Source organism: Microbacterium lacus, assembly GCF_044794305.1.
In the GTDB taxonomy this organism is placed as follows: Bacteria; Actinomycetota; Actinomycetes; order Actinomycetales; family Microbacteriaceae; genus Microbacterium; species Microbacterium lacus_B.
The window spans coordinates 2,685,008-2,705,387 of sequence record NZ_CP084996.1; the positions used below are offsets into that span (position 1 = coordinate 2,685,008).

General features: G+C 65.3%; 17 protein-coding genes. 9 read left to right on the forward strand and 8 right to left on the reverse strand.

Annotated features, from left to right (window positions below; all coding sequences use genetic code 11):
• Positions 1-4: 4 nt before the first annotated feature.
• From nikE to LG299_RS12815, 6 genes are all read right to left on the reverse strand, one after another.
• Positions 5-1,669: a nickel ABC transporter ATP-binding protein NikE gene (gene nikE, locus LG299_RS12790; protein WP_404430813.1), complete on the reverse strand. Its 1,665-nt coding sequence runs from the start codon at positions 1,667-1,669 to the stop codon at positions 5-7.
• The gene (locus LG299_RS12795) at positions 1,666-2,529 is read right to left on the reverse strand and encodes an ABC transporter permease (protein WP_404430815.1); all 864 of its coding nucleotides are present in this window, start codon (positions 2,527-2,529) and stop codon (positions 1,666-1,668) included. The genes nikE and LG299_RS12795 overlap by 4 nt, the downstream gene beginning before the upstream one ends.
• Positions 2,526-3,470: an ABC transporter permease gene (locus LG299_RS12800; protein WP_404434882.1), complete on the reverse strand. Its 945-nt coding sequence runs from the start codon at positions 3,468-3,470 to the stop codon at positions 2,526-2,528. The genes LG299_RS12795 and LG299_RS12800 overlap by 4 nt, the downstream gene beginning before the upstream one ends.
• 100 nt (positions 3,471-3,570) lie before the next feature.
• Positions 3,571-5,226: an ABC transporter substrate-binding protein gene (locus tag LG299_RS12805; RefSeq protein WP_404430817.1), complete on the reverse strand. Its 1,656-nt coding sequence runs from the start codon at positions 5,224-5,226 to the stop codon at positions 3,571-3,573.
• Positions 5,227-5,282: 56 nt separating this feature from the next.
• Complete coding sequence (locus LG299_RS12810) at positions 5,283-5,741, reverse strand: DUF3237 domain-containing protein (protein WP_404434883.1); 459 nt, start codon at positions 5,739-5,741, stop codon at positions 5,283-5,285.
• Positions 5,741-7,408 (reverse strand): CocE/NonD family hydrolase, encoded by a 1,668-nt coding sequence (locus tag LG299_RS12815; protein WP_404430819.1) that lies wholly within the window; start codon positions 7,406-7,408, stop codon positions 5,741-5,743. The genes LG299_RS12810 and LG299_RS12815 overlap by 1 nt, the downstream gene beginning before the upstream one ends.
• A gap of 166 nt (positions 7,409-7,574) precedes the next feature.
• Between LG299_RS12815 and LG299_RS12820 the strand changes: the two genes are divergently transcribed.
• Complete coding sequence (locus LG299_RS12820) at positions 7,575-8,147, forward strand: TetR/AcrR family transcriptional regulator (protein WP_404430821.1); 573 nt, start codon at positions 7,575-7,577, stop codon at positions 8,145-8,147.
• 366 nt (positions 8,148-8,513) lie between these two features.
• Here the strand turns inward: LG299_RS12820 and LG299_RS12825 are convergent, their stop codons facing one another.
• Complete coding sequence (locus LG299_RS12825) at positions 8,514-9,929, reverse strand: purine-cytosine permease family protein (protein WP_404430823.1); 1,416 nt, start codon at positions 9,927-9,929, stop codon at positions 8,514-8,516.
• A gap of 301 nt (positions 9,930-10,230) precedes the next feature.
• Between LG299_RS12825 and LG299_RS12830 the strand changes: the two genes are divergently transcribed.
• The gene (locus LG299_RS12830; protein WP_404430825.1) at positions 10,231-12,180 is read left to right on the forward strand and encodes a primary-amine oxidase; all 1,950 of its coding nucleotides are present in this window, start codon (positions 10,231-10,233) and stop codon (positions 12,178-12,180) included.
• Between the two features lie 23 nt (positions 12,181-12,203).
• Here the strand turns inward: LG299_RS12830 and LG299_RS12835 are convergent, their stop codons facing one another.
• On the reverse strand, positions 12,204-13,133 hold the full coding sequence (locus tag LG299_RS12835) for a LysR family transcriptional regulator (RefSeq protein ID WP_404430827.1): 930 nt from the start codon (positions 13,131-13,133) through the stop codon (positions 12,204-12,206).
• A 122-nt stretch (positions 13,134-13,255) separates the two neighbouring features.
• Here LG299_RS12835 and LG299_RS12840 point away from each other — a divergent pair, with 122 nt between their 5' ends.
• Genes LG299_RS12840 through LG299_RS12870 form a run of 7 tightly spaced genes read left to right on the forward strand, consistent with a single transcriptional unit; the run spans position 13,256 to position 20,316 of the window.
• Positions 13,256-14,557, forward strand: a complete 1,302-nt coding sequence (locus LG299_RS12840; RefSeq protein ID WP_404430829.1) for a flavin-containing monooxygenase — start codon at positions 13,256-13,258, stop codon at positions 14,555-14,557.
• A complete protein-coding gene (locus LG299_RS12845) occupies positions 14,557-14,991 on the forward strand; it encodes a RidA family protein (protein WP_404430831.1) in 435 nt (144 codons plus the stop codon). Before LG299_RS12840 ends, LG299_RS12845 begins: the two co-directional genes overlap by 1 nt.
• A complete protein-coding gene (locus tag LG299_RS12850; protein ID WP_404430833.1) occupies positions 14,988-15,659 on the forward strand; it encodes a DUF1028 domain-containing protein in 672 nt (223 codons plus the stop codon). The genes LG299_RS12845 and LG299_RS12850 overlap by 4 nt, the downstream gene beginning before the upstream one ends.
• On the forward strand, positions 15,652-16,815 hold the full coding sequence (locus LG299_RS12855; protein WP_404430835.1) for a M20 family metallopeptidase: 1,164 nt from the start codon (positions 15,652-15,654) through the stop codon (positions 16,813-16,815). Before LG299_RS12850 ends, LG299_RS12855 begins: the two co-directional genes overlap by 8 nt.
• Positions 16,812-18,293 (forward strand): aldehyde dehydrogenase family protein, encoded by a 1,482-nt coding sequence (locus LG299_RS12860; protein WP_404430837.1) that lies wholly within the window; start codon positions 16,812-16,814, stop codon positions 18,291-18,293. The genes LG299_RS12855 and LG299_RS12860 overlap by 4 nt, the downstream gene beginning before the upstream one ends.
• Entirely contained in the window at positions 18,275-19,750 is a 1,476-nt protein-coding gene (locus LG299_RS12865) for an aspartate ammonia-lyase (RefSeq protein ID WP_404430839.1), read from the forward strand. The genes LG299_RS12860 and LG299_RS12865 overlap by 19 nt, the downstream gene beginning before the upstream one ends.
• A 26-nt stretch (positions 19,751-19,776) precedes the next feature.
• Complete coding sequence (locus LG299_RS12870; protein ID WP_404430841.1) at positions 19,777-20,316, forward strand: hypothetical protein; 540 nt, start codon at positions 19,777-19,779, stop codon at positions 20,314-20,316.
• Positions 20,317-20,380: the final 64 nt, after the last annotated feature.

Genomic DNA, 20,380 nt, shown 5'->3' on the forward strand with positions numbered 1-20,380 from the left:
TCCTCTACTCGGGAATGGCCGTGCTGCGCGTGATGGTCGGGAGTGACTGCGTGCGCCCCAGGCGGCGCCGGCGTGGCTGCCACCCCTCGCGCGGGATCGAATCGAGCAACATCCGGGTGTACTCGGCCTGCGGGCTATCGAGGATGTCTGTGGCCGTGCCGCGCTCTTCGATACGGCCGTGCCGCATGACGACGACGTGATCGCACAGCCGCCTGACCACCGTGAGGTCGTGCGTGATCATCAGGAGAGCGACTCCGGTGTCGCGGCGAATGCCGTCGAGCAGGGTGAGGATCTCGACCTGCGTGGTGACGTCGAGCGCCGAGACGGCCTCGTCGAGCACAAGGAGGACCGGATCAGCCGCCAGTGCCCGCGCGATCGCGACGCGCTGGCGCTGGCCGCCCGACAACGCCCGGGGCCGAACCCCGAGAAACTCCGCGCCGAGCCGCACCTCAGACATCAGCTCTCGTACGCGACTCTGCACAGCCTCTTTCGAGTCGGTCGGCCGGTGCACGCGCACGGCCTCGCTGAGACACTGCTGCACGGTCTGCCGACGGTCGAGCGATTGGTACGGGTCTTGGAACACCATCTGCGCGATCTTCGCGCGCTGTCGGCGATCGGCGCTGCGGCGCGCGGGCGCACTCCAGTCCTGTCCGTCGACGGCGATGGTGCCAGCATCCGCCCGCTCGAGACCCATCAGAATCCTCGCCGTCGTCGACTTGCCCGACCCAGACTCGCCGACGATGCCGAGCGAGCCCCCGGCCTCGATCGCCATCGACACACCGTCGACGGCGACAAGCGTCTCTTTGCCACCCGACCCGCCACGCACGCGATAGGTCTTGCGGAGATCGCGGATCTCGAGAATCGGCGTCGCCTCGAGAGGTTCCGCAGAGATCGGTGGGGCCTCGTCGAGCGCGGCCGACATCAGGATGCGGGTGTACTCGTGCTGCGCCGTCTGCCGCATGGTCGCCGCCCGCAGTGTCTCGACGATGCGGCCGTGCTGCATAACGTTGACCCGGTCGCACACGGCGCCCGCGAGGGCGAGGTCGTGCGTGATGAACAGCAAGGACAGGTCGCGGTGTGCGCGCAGGTCGGCGATGACCGCCATCACTTCCTCCTGCGTCGTGACATCGAGCGCGGTCGTGATCTCGTCGGCGAGGAGAATCTCGGGGTCCATCGCAAGGGTCGCCGCGATCATCACGCGCTGCAGAAGCCCTCCGGACAGTTCGGCAGGATGCTGCCGCATCCGCCGCGCCGGATCAGTGATGCCGACCTCATCGAGCAGATCTTTCGCGCGCTGCTCGGCGATCGCGGGCGTGACCCCCGCCACGTGGACGAGCGCCTCGGTCAAGAAACCGCCGATCGTCAGCAGGGGATTCAGGTGCGCTCGCGGCGTCTGAAAGATCATCCCGAGGCGGCGGGCGCGCAGTTCGCGGAGCGCGCGCGGGCTCAGAGTGCTGAGGTCGGTGCCGTTCACCGCGACCGAGCCTGAGGTCGTGAAGCCCACGGGCAGCAGGCCGGCGACCGCCCGCACGGTGAGCGTCTTGCCCGAACCGGACTCGCCGACCAGGCCCACCGCCTCGCCCTTGGCGACCGTGAGGTTCGTGCCGAAGACGAGTTGGTTGCCGCTCGGGGTGAAGATGTCGAGTCCTGCGATGTCGAGAACGTTCACTTGTCCTTCTCCTCAGCCCAGAGGGTGACGCGGCCGCCGATGATCCCGACCGCAAGCACCGTGATCACGACGAGGGCCGCGGGAAAGACGGACTGCTCGGGTGCTCCGGCGAGGATGCCCGCCTGGCCGTTGGCGATCATCGAGCCCCAGTCGGGCGTCGGCGGTTGCTGGCCGAGACCGAGAAACGAGATCGCGGCGAGGTCGAGCATCGCGTACCCGAAGCCGACCGCCATCTGCGCGGCGACGAGCGGGACGAGTGCGGGAATCAGATGGCGGAAGCAGATAGCTAGGCTCGGCAGCCCCTGCACACGCAATGCTGCGATGTACGGCTGACCGAGTTCGCGCGATGCGGCGGTCTGTGTCAGCCGTGCGACGACCGGGATGTAGGCGATCGAGAGTGCGATGATGGGCGCCGCGAGGCCTTTGCCGAAGATGGCGACTGCAAGTACAGCGATGACGAGTCCCGGGATCGCGAAGATCACATCGATGACGCGTCCGATGCCTCCGCGAACCCATCCGCCGAACCAGGCGGCGACCACGGCGAGAGTCACGCCCATGACGGTCGAGAGCAGGACCACGATGATGGGGGCGAAGACGCTGGCCATCGCGCCGACCAGGACGCGCGAGAGGATGTCGCGACCAAGGTCGTCGGTGCCGAAGGGGTGATCCACGCTCGGTGCGCCGTTGATAGGCCCGACGTAAAGCTCGTTCGCGTCGTAGGGCGCAACCCAAGGTCCGATCAGCGCCGCGACGACGATGATCCCCAGGGCGGCGAGGGCGACGAAGAACAGCCAGTCTTTCTGAGCGGCGGTCTTGGCGGCCTTCGGCACGGTCCCGCCAGCGAGTTGTGCGACGCTCATGCTGCCCTCCCTCCGGAAATGCTCGATGGATCGATGAGTGCGCTGATCAGGTCGGCCACCGCGTTGACGACGACGAAGATCGTCACGAGCAGCAGCGAAACGATCTGCACGACCGGCAGATCTGCGCGGGCCGCCGCTTGCACGAGCAGCGATCCGATGCCCCCGAGCCCGAAGGCAACTTCGGCGATTGCCGAGGCGGCGAACAGTCCCGCGATGGTCGTGCCGGTGATCGCGAGCAGTTGCGGTGACGCGTTGCGGAAGACGTGCACGCTGAAGATGCGATGCGACGGGATGCCTCGCACCCGTGCCGTATCGACGTGCTCAGAGTGAAGCTGGGCAATGAGCGAACTCCGCGTCACGCGGCTGATGTAGGCGATGAAGAGCACCGCGAGCGAAATCGCGGGGAGGGTCAGGTGCCACAGGCGATCCAAAAATCCCTCTCCCTCGCCGTAGACGGGGAACCACCCGAGAGTCTTTGCGAAGATCCAAATCAGCAGGATCGCCACGACAAAGGTCGGCAGGGCCATCCCGAGCGAGGTAAGGATCGCTACGGTGCGGTCGACAGCTGGGCCTCGCGTGGCAGCGAGGATTCCGGAGCCGACGCCGAAGACGAGGATGATCGCAAGCGTGTAGAGGACGAGCTGCAGAGTGATACCGAAGCGCGGAGCGATGAGGTTCATGACATCCGTCTTGTAGACGAACGACTGCCCGAAGTCACCCTGAAGAGCGCTTGTGAGCCACAGCCAATAGCGCGTCCACACCGGCTCATCGAGGTGGTACTCCTCGCGTATCTGGGCGATGAGCTCGGGCGTCGGCTTTGCGCCCCCCGCAAGAGCCGCAATCGGGTCACCGGTCAGCAGCACCGCCGAGAAGATCGCAATGCTGGCAAGGACCAGGGTGAGAAAGAGCCCGCCGAGCCGGCTCAGCAGCGTGCCGGTCATCGTGTTCACGGGTTCGACCCCCCTTCCGGTGTCGTGTCTGCGTTGTGTAAAGAGCGTGACGGAGTCGCGATGACCGAACTCACCGCGACTCCGTCACACATCATTTGCCGCCGAGGTGCAACGCCCAGGGGCTGCCGTACGCCGCGATCGACGTCGTGACGCCGGTCAGTTCATTGCTGAGGTACGTCAGGTGGTACGTGCCGGCGAGGGTGATCTGCAGCATGTCGGGCGCGAAGATCTCTTGAGCGGCAACGAACTCGTTCGCCGCGGTCTCGGGGTCGGTTGCGCTGCGGGCGGCCATCATGCGCGACGTCACCTCGGGGTTGTCGTAGCCGCTCCAGTTGAAGATGCCTCCGACCTCGGCGGGCAACAGGAACAGAGACGGGTAGCCCAGCACGCCGGGCGTCTCAAGGTATCCCTGCGTCGCGACGAAGTCGATACCTTCGCGCTGGGTCGGGTCGTAGAACAACGCACCGAAGTCTGATGCTTGCATCGCGTCGATCGTGATCTCGAGACCGATCGACTCTCCGGCGCTCTGGATGATCGCCGCCGTTTGCTGCAGCTCTTTCGCGCCGGCCGGTACCGCGAGCACCAGCGGTTCGGTGACGTCCTCGCCGCTTTCCTCGACGAGCTTCTTTGCGGCATCAAGGTCGACCTCCAGGGGCGCGAGCGCGTCGTAGCCAGCCTGGTAGATGGCGGCTGCTTCCATCGACTGGAACGAGAACTCCGGCACGATCGTCTTCTGCGTGTAGCCGAGCCCCGCCACGACGGTGTCGAGGTACTGCTCGCGGTCGATCGCGAGGCTCAGCGCCTGGCGGATCATCGGGTTCGCCGCAGCCCCCGTCGATGTGGCCGGACCGAAGCTATATGACGCAGTTGAGGGCCCGACCGTGAGAGTGCCCGCACCATCGCCTTCAAACGCTGCGCGCGAGCTGGGCGGAACGTTGATCGCACCGTCGATGTCGCCCTGCGTGAGAGCGGTGGCGAGTGTCGACCCGTCTGAGACGAACGTGTAGGTCATCGTCTCGACGAGGGGAGTGCCATTCCAGTAGTTCTCGTTCGCGGTCGTGACGATGTCACTGCCGGGCGTCCAGCCTCCCTCGGCCAGCTCGTACGGACCCGTGCACATCAGCCCACCGTCGGGCGTGCCGAGAGCCTCGCCCACCGTCTCGCCGAAGGCCTTCTCCATGACGGCCCCGCCCTGACCTGCGAGTGCGTCGCGGAAGGTCGAGTCGGGTGCGACGAAGCGAACGGTGACCTCGTTAGGTCCCGTCGCGACGATGCCGACGGCCGGGTCGGGAACGACGAGGGCGAAGGCGCCGAACCACTGCGATGCCGGGTTGGCGCCCAGCTGCAGGCTGTACACCACATCTTCCGCGGTCACGGGGTTGCCGTTCCAGAACGTCACATCGTCGCGCAGCGTGATCACGAAGGTCACGGGGTCGACGAACTCGGCGCTCGTGGCGATGCCGGGCTCGATCGAGAAGTCCGGTTGCAGCGTCAGCAGGTTGTCGCAGAGGTTGGGAATGATGAGGTTGGCGGATGCTGCGGGGTTGAGCGTCGCCGGCTCTCCCTCGACGATCGCCCAGGTGACCTCATCGACCGGTGTCGTACCTGCGGGTAGCGAGTCGACGATGGTGATCTCGGCTTCTTCGCCGGAGTCGGTGGTGCCACCGCCATCACGCGGTGCGCACGCGGTGAGCGTGAGCGCGGCCACACAGGCGAGCGCTCCGATGGCCATTCCAGTTCTTTTCATGAGCTTTCCGTTCGAATCGGGTGGGACAAATCGGTGGAGCAGTGAGGTGCGCGTGATCAGGTGAGAAGGAAGACGCGGATGCAGACGTGGCCGTCTTCGTCGCGCGCCAGGCCGACGAATTGGTTCTCGGCGAGCCAGCGGTGTGGGGGTGCGTCGGTTTGAAAGACAGGTGCGGTGCGAAAGTACAAGCCCGGTTCGTCCTCGGGCACGTCCTCGCCCGTTTCCATCCGTGCGATCACTTCGGGTGTCGCGCGGAAGTACCCGCGGTTGAGGATGTCGATCACCGCGCCGTCCTCGGCACGCAGGAGGTACCGGGCCTCGAGCTGCGCGGTGCCGGACCGCTCTACCGCCCAGTCCCCGCCGCCCGGGAGCACTTCGCCGTTCAGGCGCGGGCCCGAGACACTGCCGCCCGAAATGGGGGTGAACGAGAGCGTCTCATCGGGTCCGCGGCCGATGTGGAAGTCGGGGTCGATCCGCGCACGGATCTCGAAGACGTACTCCAGGGTGGGTTCCATCACGGCAGGTCTCCTTCGAGGACGGTGAATTCCAGGGCGAACGCGTCGGGTCCACCGACGACGAGGGATTGAATGTTCAGCCGGGTCGGGCCCCACGCCCACGGGTCGGCGCCCGTGCCTGTCTGGGGGAGGAACTCCGGGTAGTCGCTGCTGGCGACGTGAACCCGCAGACGGTGACCGGCACGTAGGCGGTAGCCGATGTGCCCGAGGTCGATTTCCAGCGTGCCGGGTTCGGTTGCATCCCGCAGCTGTCGTTGGCCCCGCGCGATCCGCAGCGCGGTGCCATCTGGCGCCACGTCGAGCACGCGCACAAAGCAGTCCATGATCGGTCCGTCCGAAGAGATGGTCACCCGCGCGCTGACAGGACCGGCAAGATTCACGTCGGCCATTGCGGCGGCGGTGGTGAACGTCAGCACATCGCCGCGCTCGCCGAGCGGAGCCTCATCGGGCATCGTCAAGAGGTAGGCGAACGCGTCCGGCACGGTGGACGGTACGAGGTCGTCTGGGTCGTGCGTCCAGCTACGCGTCGTCGGGACCGCAGGCCGCTCGGCGGTGAGTTCGCCGCCGTCAGTCGCGTAGCGGGTCACAGTGCGCACGCCGGTCGGGGGCCAGGTCGCAGCATCCCGCATACCGTCCCCGTGCGCGAGATCCCAGGTCACCCGCGGCACATCAGCCGCTGAACCGTTGCCGCGCACAAAGATTTCGAAGAAATCCAGGGCGGGATCGAGAGTGCGGGGGAGGAGGTCGGCGATCTGCTCGACGCTGCGGTCCATGACCCGATCTTCGTCGGAGTCGAGGAGTTGGAAGCTCTCGTGGTCGATCGACTCGATGCGCAGGTGATGGTGGGCGTCCCAGTGCGGGTGGCTCTCGATGCGCTCGACATCGGCCCACGAGAGGGGCGAGCAGTTGTCCCACCAGCCGATCGTGTGGAGCGTCGGCACGGAACGCCCGGCAAAGGGATCACCGGAGGGGAAGCGGGGAAGGGACACGGGATGCGGATACCACTGGTCATACGACAGGCTGCGGCATCCGACCTGCGCCATGAATTCTTCGGCCTGCGCCGCGAAATCGCGCCGTGCCCAATCCGGCTCCCAGAGGACCATATCGCGATCGAAAAACTGCGTGAGCGGATACAGGTAGGTGACACCCCACTCGACTCCAGCGGTGCGGGAATCGGGGTCACGGCGTACCGGTTCGCCCAGCGCGGTGCCGGTTAGGCGCGGCGAGATCGCCTTGAGAGCGGGGTGACCGCTTGCCGCGGCCGCCCACTGGGTGTAGCCGTAGTAGCTATCCCCCCACATCGCGACGCGACCGTTCGACCACGACTGCTGAGTGATCCACTCGATCGTGTCGTAGCCGTCATCCACCTCGTTGACGAAGAGGAGGGCATCGCCCTCGGAGCGGAACTTGCCGCGCACATCCTGAGCGACCACGCGGTAGCCGCGTTGCATGAAGTACTCGGCGACCTGCGGGATGAAGGTGTAGACGCCCGACTTGTCGTACGGCAGTCGGATGAGGATCGTGTCGCCCGGGGCTTCGTCGGAGGCTTCCGGAGCGCCGGGGAGGTACACATCGCCGGCGAGAAGGATGCCGTCTCTCATGCGGATCCGCGCCGCGAACGAGAGCGGGCTCTCGGGTGCTGGCGGTATGCGCGAAACCTCGAACATGTCACTCCTTCTCGGCATCGAGACACCGATTTTCGGCTGGGTGACGATCACGTTACGGCGGACCGTGAAGTTAGTCAAGTCTGACTAGACTAGAATTTATCGCACCGTTACACTCGACCTGAGTCCGGGTCTGCAGCCCGGTGCTCACACGACATCAGGAGATCCCGTGGCACGACCGTCGGTCGCCCTAGAGCGACGCGAGCAGATCATCGAAGCGACAATGACGACGATCGCCGAGCACGGAATCCGCGGAGCTACCCTCGATCGCATCGCAGACGCCGTCGGCATGTCACGCGGGCATGTGAGGCACTTCGTCGGCAACCGAGATCGGCTTTTGCTCGACACCGCGGTAAGCGTCTTCGCTGACGACAGCGGCGAGGTCGGGTCGATAATTCCGGGCGATGTCGCCGACCTCGCGGGGGCACTGGACTATCTGTTCGGGCCCGAGTTCAACTCGCCGGACCGCGAGAACGCCGTGGTTCTGGGGCTCGTCGAGCTCTCGCGCAGCAGCCCCGCGATCGCCGAGGTCCTCAAAACGGCCTACACCGCGACGCGCTTGCAGTTGGCGCAACTGGTGTCGATGAAGCATCCGGATGCTTCCACCAACGCGTGCGCGACCGTCGCCTACGGCATCCTCACGAGTGCGCTCGGCTCGGTCTTCCTCGGCGACTTCGACGCCGATCCCTCACGGATGGAGCACTCGCGTGCTGCCGTAGAGGCGTTGCTCGGCACGCTGTGACCACGACAAGGCCCCAGCACCGCATCGCGTTCACCTAACGCACGAGGCGATCGACGACGTATTTCGCCGACCTGACGATGCCCTTTTACGCGGGCGTCAGTGAGTAAACGCGTGAGAAAGAACGTGTCGCATCCAGCACCGGCCGGCACATCGACCAAAGGTCAATCTCCGCAAAATTCCGGGCGAGGAAAGCCGCGAAATGACACTGGATGTGAGTTCAAATCCCACCGTCGCCGCCATAGTGGTTACGGAGGCGGCACGGCGCACCGGAGGGAACGTCGGTGCCCACCCGGCCGCCATCGCAAGGACTCGCGCAACACGTGCGGGGGTCAGCCGCCGAAGCGGCCGACCCCCGCGTGACGCGGTTCAGCGCTGAGCTGTGACCGCTGATTGGGCTACTACCGCAACTTCGGGCTTGCCGAACAGTCGGGTAAGGATCAGGTACACGAGACCGCTGACGACGAAGCCGAGGATCCATGCGACATCGATGAATCCGAGGGGTTCAGCGAGCGGGCCCGTGAACATCGGTGTGACCATGAACGGGATCTGTACCACGATTCCGATGGCATAGGTCGAGAGGCCAATCGCGTTCCAGCGGCCATAGCGTCCGCCATCCCGTTGGAACAGCTCGTCGACGGCGTACTCGCCTTTGCGAATGACGAAGTAGTCCACCAGGTTGATGGCTGACCAGGGGATGAGGACGTACAGCAGGATTGTCACGAAGTTCTGGAAGGTGGTGACGAAGTCGCTCTCGCCAGCGAGAGCTGCTGCCGTGGCGATGACGCCGCAGACAAGAGTCGTGATGACGCGAGTGCGCGAGGTGATGACGCGGCGGAAGGTCGAGTTGACCGCCGTGAGAGCGCACATCACGCCTGAGTAGAGCTCGGCGGCGTTGATCATGGCTGCGCTGAATGCGAAGACGAGCAGTCCCACGATTCCAAACGGTCCGAGAAGCGAACCCATCGCACCGAGCGGGTTGTTCGGGTCGGCCGCCCCGAGCATTACACCCAAGACCATGACGAATACCGAGCTGAGCACGAGACCGAGGTAGGTCGCCCAGAAGGCCTGCTTCGGGCCGGTGTCCTTCGGGAGGTAGCGCGAGTAGTCCGAGACGTAGGGGGCGTAGGCCAGCTGCCAGACGACACCGATTGCGAGCATCCCGAAGAAGCCGGCGACGGTGAAGCCCGCCTCGGGATTGGCGGTGGTGACGGCAGGTTGGAACCACAGCATGATCATCGCGACGACGACGACGGCGGCGATGACGATCGACAGGACGACCATCGCTTTGCGCAGCAGATCGTATCCGTAGACGGCGATCGTGATGCCGATCGCAGCGAAGACGACGATGACCGCGACCGGGTTCAGGTCGGGGAACACGGCGAGCAGGCTGTCTTTGGCCACGATCAGGATGCTGGCGAAGAAGCCCAGGAACATGAGCAAGGCAATGACGGCGAGAAGGCTGCCACCGTAGAAGCCGAACTGGGCGCGCGCTTGCAGCATCTGAGGGATGCCGAGGTGAGGGCCTTGCGAGGCGTGGAGTGCAGCACCAAACGCACCGATGACATTTCCGGTGAGGATGGCCACGATGCTCCAACCGATGGAGAGGCCGAAGCTGCCCGTCGCGATCGCGCCGGTGACCACCGTGAGCGGCAGCATGTTGATGCCCACCCAGATCGCGAAGAGCGATCGGACGGATCCGGTGCGTTCATTCTCGGGAATCGGCATGATGTGCCGCTTCTCGAACTGAACGAGAGTCTGAGTAGTCGTTGCTTGACTGGTCATGGCGGGCCTTTCTCGGCACCGTTGCCGGGCGGGATGAAATCCTGGAATGGATGACCCCCATCGTCCGCCCCGGCGCTTCATCTGTAAACTTCACAATCCCGACGCACTGCATCTATTCAGCTGATGCCGACTGATCGGATCCGATCCGGTGATGCCGTTCGTGCATTTGGATCAAGAGAAGTGATTCAATGCAACGCGATCGGGTATTGGCGGTGTGGTCGGTATGTGGGGTGTACTCGTGAGATCCGGTAGATCGGCGCGATCATGGCCGTGATCTGACACTGCAGTTAGGAAGGGCATCGTGAACACGACGACCGTTGGCACAGAACGACGCATCCACCCCCTCGACCCGCTGGGCGCGGATGAGATCACGGCGGCGCGCGACCACCTTGTTGCGGCGGGCAAGCTGGGAAACACCGTGCGTGTCGCCTACCTCTCGCTCAAAGAGCCGGCCAAGGAGTTTCTGCGAGGCGGAGAGACGCACCCGCCTCGACTCGCACGGGCTATCTTGCTCGACACGGCGACGGGCGCCACGACCGACCTCGTTGTCGACCTCGAGGCCGACGCGATCGTCTCGGAGGTCGAGATCGATCCTGCGGTCGACGGGCACGCTCCCGTGTTGATCGAAGAGTTTGAGGCGATCGAGCAGATTCTGGCCGCAGACGATGGTTGGCGCGCCGCGCTCGCCTCTCGCGGCCTTGAGCCGCAGCAGGTTCGTGTCGCGCCCTTGTCGGCCGGTATCTTCGACTATGAGGGCGAGGAGGGGCGGCGCTTGTTGCGTGGACTCGCGTTCGTGCAGCGTGAGCCCGGCGACTATGCCTGGGGCCACCCCATCGATCAACTCGTTGCGTTCGTCGACATGATCGAGCGTCGCGTTGTGCGGATCATCGACGACGGGCCGTCGGATGACCCGCTCGCGAACGGCAACTTCGAATCGCCTGAGCTCACCGGCGAGCTGCGCACAGATCTCAAGCCGCTGCACATCACCCAGCCGGAGGGGCCGAGTTTCAGCCTGGACGGCAACGTGCTGCGCTGGCAGAAGTGGGACCTGCACGTGGGGTTCGACGCTCGCGAGGGGCTCGTTCTCAGCCAGATCGGAATCCAGGACCAGGGCGTGCGACGCTCGATCATCGACCGCGCGTCGATCGCCGAGATGGTCGTGCCCTACGGTGATCCGGCACCGTACCGGTCGTGGCAGAACTACTTCGACACCGGCGAGTACCTGGTCGGGCGCGACGCGAACTCTCTCGAACTCGGGTGTGACTGCCTCGGCGAGATCACCTACCTTTCGCCAGTCGTCGCGGATGACTTCGGCAACCCGCGCGAAATCTCGCAGGCTATCTGCATTCACGAAGAGGACTTCGGGCTGTTGTGGAAGCACACCGACGAATGGGCCGGCCACCGCTCGACCAGACGTCAGCGCCGATTGGTGGTGAGCTTCTTCACCACCGTCGGCAATTACGACTACGGCTTCTACTGGTACTTCTACCTCGACGGCACGATTCAGTTTGAGGCGAAGGCGACCGGCATTGTCTTCACCGCCCGGTACCCGGGTGAGGGCTATCCCTACGCATCACAGATCGCGCCCGGGCTCGCAGCGCCGTACCACCAGCACATCTTCTGCGCCCGGCTCGACATGGCGGTCGACGGCGAACGCAACGCGGTCCATGAGCTCGACCTAAAGCGAGTGCCGCAGGGCGTGGGCAACCCGCACGGAAACGCGTTCTCGCGATCGCGGCACGTGCTTTCCACCGAGACCGAGGCGCGTCGCAAGGCGGACAGCTCGCTTGGGCGTGTGTGGGAGATCGTCAACACTGAGAAGACGAATCGTGTCGGTGAGCCGGTGGCCTACACGCTGATCCCGGAGGGGCTGCCCACTCTCGCTGCCGCCGACGGATCGTCGATCAGCAAGCGGGCGGCATTCGCTACAGAGCACCTGTGGGTTACCCGGTTCGCTGAGGACGAGCGTTTCCCGGCCGGTGACTACGTGAACCAGAGCGTTGGGACGCCGGGGCTTCCTGAGTACATCAAGGCCGACCGCAACATCGATGGCGAGAACGTCGTCTTGTGGCACAGCTTCGGACTCACCCACTTCCCTCGGGTTGAGGACTGGCCGATCATGCCGGTCGACTACACCGGCTTCACGCTCAAGCCGACCGGATTCTTTGACCAGAACCCGGCGCTGGACGTACCACCGCCGGCGTCCGCGCATGCGGTAGGGCACGGGGACGGCCCAGGGTGCCACTGCTGAGCACCTGAAAGGTGCGGCGTCCGTCAGAGTGTCGAGGGGTCCGTACCGAACAGTTCACGGGCGAGGGTGCCGATCACTCTCGCCCGCGCTGTGGGGCGAACGTCCGAAACGCGCATGAAGCACACGTCGAGAGAGGGCACGTCACCCGCGATCGGAATCGCGTGGAGCTCGCCGCCGTCGTAGGTCAGCGGCGACTGAGGCACCTGGTTCAGGATCGAATACCCCTGCCCGCGCGCAACAAGCGAGCGCACCGTTTCGTAGCTGCGCGAGCTGTAGCGGATCTGAGGCTGTACCCCGGCCGTTTCGAGCATGCCGAGAAAGTACTCGCGGGAGTGCGCCGTGTCGAGCAGGACGAGGTCCAGCCCGGCGAGCTCGGCGAGCTTCAGTCGCTTGCGGTGCGCGAGCGGGTGGTCGGCGGCCAGGATGACGTGGGGAGCGGTGGAATACAGGTGGTCGAAGGTGAGATCGTGCACGGTGCCGAAGTCGTATCCGATTGCGCCTTCGACCGTGCCGTTGAGCAAGAGTTCTACAGTGCCGTCGACGTCGGCCTCGATGATCTCGATGCGAAGGCGCGGATGCTGCTGCTCGACAGCGGAGATCAGCTTGGGCAGGACGAACGGCGCGAGCGTCACGAAGCACGCTAGGCGCAAGGTTCCGCGCACGTCGTAGTGGTGACCGCGCACCGTGTCGGAGATCTCGTCGACCTGAGCCAGCAACGACCGTGAGTCCCGCAGAAGCTGCTCGCCAGCATCCGTCAGAGCGAGTCCCTTGCTGCGTTGTCGGACGAACAGCTGCACGCCCAGCGTGCGCTCGAGCTGCGCGATGGCGGTCGAGACTGCGGACTGTGCCACGTGCAGATCGACCGACGCCTCAGTCATCGAGCGTCGGGTCGCCGCGGTCACGAAGTAGCGCAGTTGAACGAGGGTCATGTCGGGTCTGCTCACACGTGCCATGGCTCGAACTATATCGATTAATTAGATGCAGTACGCCGCAATTAAGAAGTATGCAGATGCTTGTTGCCTCCCTAACCTGAACTCAGGCGAGGCAGTTCTTGCCCAAGTCAATGGAGGTTGGGATGTCGATTCAAGAGGTTGAGGTTCTCGTCGTCGGGGCGGGTCAGGCCGGCGTGGCAATGAGCGAACACCTGAGCGACCGCGGCATCCCGCACCTCGTCGTGGAGCGTGACCGCATCGCAGAGCGCTGGCGCACGGGGCGATGGGACTCGCTGGTGGCGAACGGTCCCGCCTGGCACGATCGCTTCCCCGGTCTGGAGTTCGACCTCGACCCTGATGTATTCGCATCGAAGGAGCAGGTCGCCGAGTACTTCGTCGCCTACGCCGAAAAGATCGGCGCTCCAATCCGCTCCGGCGTTGAGGTGACCTCTGTGCGTCGCAACATCGGCAAGCCCGGCTTCCGCGTCGAAACCTCGGACGGCACGATCGAGGCACGCTACGTCGTGGCGGCCACGGGACCGTTCCAACGGCCCGTGATCCCGACGGTCGTCCCCCAAGACGCTGCTGTGCACCAGATCCACTCCAGCTCGTACCGCAACCCGCAGCAGCTACCCGAGGGCGGCATCCTCGTCGTCGGAGCCGGCTCGTCGGGGGTTCAGATCGCCGACGAACTTCAGAAGTCGGGTCGCTCGGTCTATCTGGCTGTCGGGCCGCACGACCGCCCCCCGCGCAGCTATCGCGGGCGTGACTTCTGCTGGTGGCTGGGCGTACTCGGAAAGTGGGACGCCTCGGCCCCCCCGATGGGCGCTGAGCACGTGACCATCGCGGTCAGTGGAGCGCGCGGCGGTCATACCGTCGACTTCCGCGCCCTGGCTGCCGGAGGCATCACGCTCGTCGGGCGCGCAGGAGCCTTCGAGAACGGCGTGATGAGCTTCGCTCCCGATCTGGGCAAGAACATCGCGAACGGCGATGCGAACTACCTGTCGCTCCTCGACGAAGCAGACGCCCACATCACTCAGAACGGACTCGACCTGCCCGAAGAACCGGAGGCTCGACTGCGCCTCCCCGACCCGGAGTGCGTCACCAACCCGATCCTCGAAATTGATCTCGCCGAGGCGGGAATCACCTCTATCGTGTGGGCGACCGGGTTCGCGGTGGATTACAGCTGGCTGCAGGTCGACGCCTTCGATGCGACCGGCCGGCCGAAGCAGCAGCGCGGCGTCTCCATCGAGCCCGGCATCTACTTCCTGGGGCTGCCTTGGCAGTCCCGACGCGGGTCGAGCTTCATCTGGGGTGTCTGGCACGATGCCAAATACCTCGCGGATCAGATCTCGATCCAGCGCAGCTACCTCGCCTACAACGCCGATCAGCCCGCACAACGCGCGCTTGCACACGCCGCTGCAACGACCGTAGGAGTCGCATAATGCCCACGCACACACGCATTCGGCCCTTCAACACCCGAGTGACCTACCCCGAGCAGAATCTCGACAACGACCTGTGCCAAGCGGTCGTCGCCGGTGGAGTCGTCTATCTGCGCGGCCAGATCGGACAAGACCTCGAAACGAGGGAATCGATCGGGATCGGCGACGTCGAAGCTCAGGCCGAGAAGGCGATGGCCAATATCGCGATGCTTCTCGAAGAGTCTGGCTCATCGCTGGAGGACATCGTCAAGGTCATCGTGTACATCATCGATCCGCGCTACCGCGAGCCGGTATACCGCGTGATGGGTCGCTGGCTGAAGGGCGTGTTCCCCGTTTCGACAGGAATCGTCGTCAGCGCGCTGGCTCGGCCTGAATGGCTGGTCGAGATCGACGCGACCGCAGTGATCAGCAGCCCGACCGTCGAGCCGGGCGCATGACGTTCTCGATTGTCGCCCGCGACGCATCCGGCGCGTTCGGATCGGCGATCTGCTCATCCTCGCCCGCGGTCGCCGCGCGGTGCGTGCATCTTTCCGACGGGGTTGGTGGAGTCAACTCGCAGAACATCACCGATCCTCGGCTCGGCCCGCTCGTGCTTGATCACCTCCGCAACGGGCTTTCGGCGACCGATGCGCTCGCGGCGGTCGTGGCGAGCGCAGAGAACATCGAGGTGCGTCAGCTGCTCGTCGTCGACGGTCATGGCCGCGCCGCCGCGTACTCGGGCCCCCGTGCTCTGGGCGTCTTCGGTGATGCCGTCGGCGACGGCGTCGTCGCGGGTGGGAATATGCTCGCAACCGCCGAGATCCCCGACCTCATGGTCAAGGCTCTCCACAAGACGCCGGGCGACCTCGAGTGGCGTCTGCTTGCGGCGATGCGCGCCGCGATCGACGCGGGGGGCGAGGCGGGTCCCGTGCACTCGGCCGGTCTCGCGGTCGTGCGCGACGCCGGATGGCGGGTTACCGACCTGCGCATCGACTGGACCGAAGCCGGCCCCATCGATCAACTTGAAAAGCTCGTCGAGCTATGGATGCCACAACGCGACGACTACGTCACGCGCGCCCTCCACCCCACCGCCGCGCCTTCCTATGGGGTGCCCGGCGATGAGTGAGCGGGCCTCGAGCACGATGAAGCATGCCGCAGACGACGCGGTGGCCGCGGCATCCGCTGGCCTCATCGGTCTGTCCGAAACACTCCACTCCCACCCCGAGACGGCGTGGGAGGAGCACCGCGCGGCGGGCTGGGTCGGTGACGCGTTGAGCGATGCGGGCTTTCAGGTCACACCCGCCTACCTCGGCTATGAGACCGCGTTGCTCGCTGAAGCCGGCAGTGGTCCGGTCACGATCGGGATCATGGCGGAGTACGACGCGCTGCCGGGCCTCGGTCACGCGTGCGGTCACAACCTCATCGCCTCCAGCGCGGTCGGCGCCGGTCTGGCGCTCGCCCGTGTCGCCGACGACCTCGGAATCACGGTCCGCGTCTATGGAACACCCGCAGAAGAAGGGGGAGGCGGAAAGATCGAGATGATGGATGCCGGAGCGTTCCGCGATCTGGATCTCGCCATGATGGTGCACCCGGCTCCCGTCGATGTCGCCGAAGCCCGCCCCTTCGCGGTGTCGCACAGCCACGTCGCATACGACGGAATCTCCGCGCACGCGGCTGCCTACCCCGATCAGGGTGTCAACGCGAACGACGCCTTTTTGATTGCCCAACTTGCGATCGGACTTCTGCGTCAGCAGCTTCCCGCCGACACGCGAGTGCATGGCATCCAAACGGTGGGCGGTTTCGCGCCGAACGCCATTCCCGAGCACACCGAGGGCCGCTGGTACACGAGGGCGAACTCCTTGACCGAACTCGCCGAGCTCGAAGAACGCGTGTGGCGCTGCTTCGAGGCAGGTGCGCTCGCGTCCGGAGCGACCCTGACCATCACTCCCGAGAGCAAGCCCTACGCCGAGTTCCGCACCGACGAGCGTGCGCTCGCCGCGTACAAGACGAACGCCATCGATCGCGGGCGCGTCTTCGCCGAAGCCGGCGTCGCCGCGCGCATGAACCGCGCATCGACGGACATGGGCAACGTGTCGCAGATCGTGCCCGCGATCCATCCCTACATCGGTGTGGATTCGCTGCCGTTCTCGAACCATCAGAAAGAGTTCGCGGCGGCGTGCGTCGGCCCGGTCGCCGAACGTGCATTGCTGGATGCCGCCGTCCTTATGGCCTGGACCGCGATCGACGTCTTCACCTCAAACCCGCAGGAGAACAAGTCATGAACCCCATCGACTGGGCGGCCCGCAGCCGCGAACTGAGCATCGACGGCCGCGCGGTCATAGACGGACGCCGGGTGGATGCCGCGGACGGCGGCGTCATCACGGCCATCAGCCCGGGATCACTCGCGCACCTGGCAGACCTGGCCGCCGGAACTGCGCGTGACATCGACGTGGCGGTCGACCATGCCCGGCGCACCTTCGACGCCGGTATCTGGAGCCGCATCGGCGCGGCCGAGCGCGGCAAGGTGCTCATCCGCCTCGCGGACCTGATGATGGACCACCTCGACGAGCTCGCGCTTCTCGAGACACTCGACTCGGGCAAGCCGATCGCGCAGACACTGACCGTGGACGTCCCTGGGGCAGCCGAGACATTCCGTTGGTACGGCGAACTAGCCGACAAACGGTTCGATGAGATTCCTGCGACCCCGCCCGGTTCTACCGCACTCGTACGCCGGGTGCCGCTGGGCGTGGTGGGCGCGATCGTTCCTTGGAACTACCCGCTCGAGATCGCCGCGTGGAAGCTCGCACCTGCGCTGGTCGCGGGCAACAGCGTCGTGCTGAAGCCCGCGACCGAGACCTCTCTGACAGCGCTGCGCGTTGCCGACCTCGCTCTCGAGGCGGGGCTGCCAGCCGGGGTTCTCAACGTCGTGCCGGGTCAAGGCTCGACCGCGGGAAGCCGCATGGCGCGGCATCCGGGCATCGATGTACTGGCCTTCACGGGGTCGACCGCTGTGGCGAAGCAGTTGATGGTGGATGCCGGCAACTCGAACATGAAACGGCTCGCTCTCGAAGCCGGGGGTAAGAGCGCGAACGTGATTTTCGCTGATGCCGATCTCGCCGCCGCGGCGGCAAAGGCGGCATTCGGAGCCTTCTACAACCAGGGTCAGGTCTGCTCGGCCAACTCCCGCATCCTGATCCAGCGTGAGGTGCACGACGAGTTCGTCGCTCTGCTGGCCGCAGCATCCCTTGAATATGAGCCGAGTGATCCGCTTGCCGGGGCGCCCGGTAACGGCAGCCTGATCAGTCGCACGCACGCAGACGCGGTCGGCGGTGCGATCGAACGGGCGACGAGTGACGGCACCCTCGTCAGCGGTGGCGACCGCGTGACGATCACTGGTTCGGATGCCTACCTCCGCCCCGCGATCGTGACGGGGCTTGATGCCGACCACGAGCTGCACCGCGTGGAGATCTTCGGCCCTCTCGTCGCCGTCCTCGCCTTCGACACGGAAGACGAGGCCGTGAGCCTCGCCAATGCCACCGAGTTCGGGCTCGCCGCCTCGCTGTGGACGTCAGACTTCGCCCGTGCGCACCGGGTTGCTGACCGGCTCGTCGCCGGAACAGTGTCAGTCAATACGGTCGACGCGCTCGGCCTGACCACGCCCTTCGGCGGCTTCGGTCAGTCGGGGTTCGGTCGCGACCTCTCACGGCACGCCTGGGACAACTACACCGACTGGAAGACGACATGGTTCCAGCACGGCTGACCGTCGAGTACTCACTGACGACTGTTGACATCACTCCCGCCACTCGTACTGAGACTGATTCGTTGGGATCCCTTGAGATTCCCGCGGACGCGTATTGGGGCATCCATACCGCGCGTGCGCTGGAGAACTTTCCGATCTCGAAGCGTCCGATTTCGGTTTACAAGGATCTCGTGGTGGCGCTGGCGATGGTGAAGCAGGCGTCGGCTCGCGCGAATCGTGAGATCGGTGTGCTCGATCCTGAGAAGGCTGATCTGATCGATCGGGCCGCGCAGCTGATCATCGATGGTGAGTATCACGACCAGTTCGTGGTGGGTGTGATCCAGGGTGGTGCCGGGACGTCGACGAACATGAACGCGAACGAGGTCATCACCAACGTCGCGCTCGAACTCGCCGGTCGTGAGAAGGGTGACTACGGGTTCCTGTCGCCGATCGATCACACCAACCGCAGCCAGTCCACGAACGACGTGTACCCGACGGCGATCAAGGTGGGGTTGGGGCTTGACCTGCGGAGTCTGCTGGAGGAGCTGGATCTGTTGCGCCGGTCGTTCCTGGCGAAGGCGGTCGAGTTCCACGACATTCTCAAGGTCGGGCGGACGCAGTTGCAGGATGCTGTGCCGATGACGCTGGGGCAGGAGTTCCACGGGTTCGCAACGACTCTCGGCGAAGACCACAGCCGACTCAAAGAGAACGCGTACCTGCTGTGCGAGATCAACATGGGCGCCACGGCGATCGGCACCGGAATCACGACGCACGCCGAGTACGGCAGGCGTGTGCTGCACCACCTGCGCGAGATCAGCGGGCTCGACCTGGATACCGCGACCGACCTGGTGGAGTCGACCAGCGACACCGGTGCGTTCATGTCGTTCTCGTCGACGCTCAAGCGCAATGCGATCAAGATGTCGAAGATCTGCAACGACCTGCGCTTGCTCTCCAGTGGTCCCCAGGCTGGTTTCGGTGAGATCAACCTGCCGGCACGCCAGGCAGGCTCGAGCATCATGCCCGGGAAGGTGAACCCGGTCATCCCCGAGGTCGTCAACCAGGTCGCGTTCGCCGTCGTCGGCGCCGACATGACCGTGACGATGGCGGTGGAGGCCGGTCAGCTGCAGCTGAACGCGTTCGAGCCGGTGATCGCCCACTCGATCTTCCAGTCCATCACCTGGATGCGCCGGGCGATGTGGACGCTCCGCGTGAACTGCGTCGACGGCATCACGGCCAACACCGAGCGCCTCGGCGCGATGGTCGGAGCATCCGTCGGCGTGATCACCGCCCTCACCCCGTTCATCGGCTACGCCGCCGCCGCAGCCCTCGCCAAGACCGCGCTCCTCACCGGCCGCAACGTCGCCGACCTCGTCGTCGAAGCAGGCCTCATGTCAGAAGAAGAAGTCGCCAAACAGCTTTCTCCGGCACGACTCTCGGGCCTCGAAGCTGTGACCGCATCCATCCCCGTCGTGGCATAGGCACCACCGCTCACTGCGAATCGACCATGGATACCCACGCTGCCCTGCACCTTGTTGCGATCGGATTCACGGTCGTGGCGGTGTGTGTGCACTCAGGTTGGCGGAGCCGGGCATCCTCGCTCAGTCTCGTGGCCGCTTTCCTCATGTTGGCGGGAATGGTCGACGTCGCATTCACGAGTCGGTTGAGCATCGTCGTATGGATACCTGCGCTGCTCGCCACCGCCATGGGGTTGGCGGCAGCGCAATCCGTGCGACGCAGGCGCGCGTCCGCCGCCGCTCGCCGGGGAGTATGGATCACCGCGCAGGACCCGCTCGGCCTTGTCGCCACTGCGGCACTGTTGCCACTTATGCACGTTGGATCTGCGTCCGAAAGTGGCCACGCCGGACATGGCGCGCCCCTGGGTGTGTTGCTCGCAGTGGTGCTCCTCGTCGCGATCGGACACGCATTCGGCTCATTCGTGGCGTGCGCAGCTAGCGCCGCGCTGTCGGTTCGCGTTCAGCACGCGGCGATGGGAGCGTCGACGCTCCTCATGGCAATTGCGGTGGTCGGTGCGAGGGTCGTTTAGCGCGCCCGGTGCCTGCCGCTCGTGAGTTGCAACGCTCGAAGTGAAGTCCTGATAGATGAATGGT

Bases quoted from the DNA above. Each gene is read 5' to 3' on its own strand.
- LG299_RS12795 (WP_404430815.1), bottom strand. From the start codon at position 2,529: ATGAGCGTCGCACAACTCGCTGGCGGGACCGTGCCGAAGGCCGCCAAG.
- LG299_RS12800 (WP_404434882.1), bottom strand. From the start codon at position 3,470: ATGACCGGCACGCTGCTGAGCCGGCTCGGCGGGCTCTTTCTCACCCTG.
- LG299_RS12805 (WP_404430817.1), bottom strand. From the start codon at position 5,226: ATGAAAAGAACTGGAATGGCCATCGGAGCGCTCGCCTGTGTGGCCGCG.
- LG299_RS12810 (WP_404434883.1), bottom strand. From the start codon at position 5,741: ATGGAACCCACCCTGGAGTACGTCTTCGAGATCCGTGCGCGGATCGAC.
- LG299_RS12815 (WP_404430819.1), bottom strand. From the start codon at position 7,408: ATGTTCGAGGTTTCGCGCATACCGCCAGCACCCGAGAGCCCGCTCTCG.
- LG299_RS12825 (WP_404430823.1), bottom strand. From the start codon at position 9,929: ATGACCAGTCAAGCAACGACTACTCAGACTCTCGTTCAGTTCGAGAAG.
- LG299_RS12835 (WP_404430827.1), bottom strand. From the start codon at position 13,133: ATGGCACGTGTGAGCAGACCCGACATGACCCTCGTTCAACTGCGCTAC.
- LG299_RS12840 (WP_404430829.1), top strand. From the start codon at position 13,256: ATGTCGATTCAAGAGGTTGAGGTTCTCGTCGTCGGGGCGGGTCAGGCC.
- LG299_RS12845 (WP_404430831.1), top strand. From the start codon at position 14,557: ATGCCCACGCACACACGCATTCGGCCCTTCAACACCCGAGTGACCTAC.
- LG299_RS12850 (WP_404430833.1), top strand. From the start codon at position 14,988: ATGACGTTCTCGATTGTCGCCCGCGACGCATCCGGCGCGTTCGGATCG.
- LG299_RS12855 (WP_404430835.1), top strand. From the start codon at position 15,652: ATGAGTGAGCGGGCCTCGAGCACGATGAAGCATGCCGCAGACGACGCG.
- LG299_RS12860 (WP_404430837.1), top strand. From the start codon at position 16,812: ATGAACCCCATCGACTGGGCGGCCCGCAGCCGCGAACTGAGCATCGAC.
- LG299_RS12865 (WP_404430839.1), top strand. From the start codon at position 18,275: ATGGTTCCAGCACGGCTGACCGTCGAGTACTCACTGACGACTGTTGAC.
- LG299_RS12870 (WP_404430841.1), top strand. From the start codon at position 19,777: ATGGATACCCACGCTGCCCTGCACCTTGTTGCGATCGGATTCACGGTC.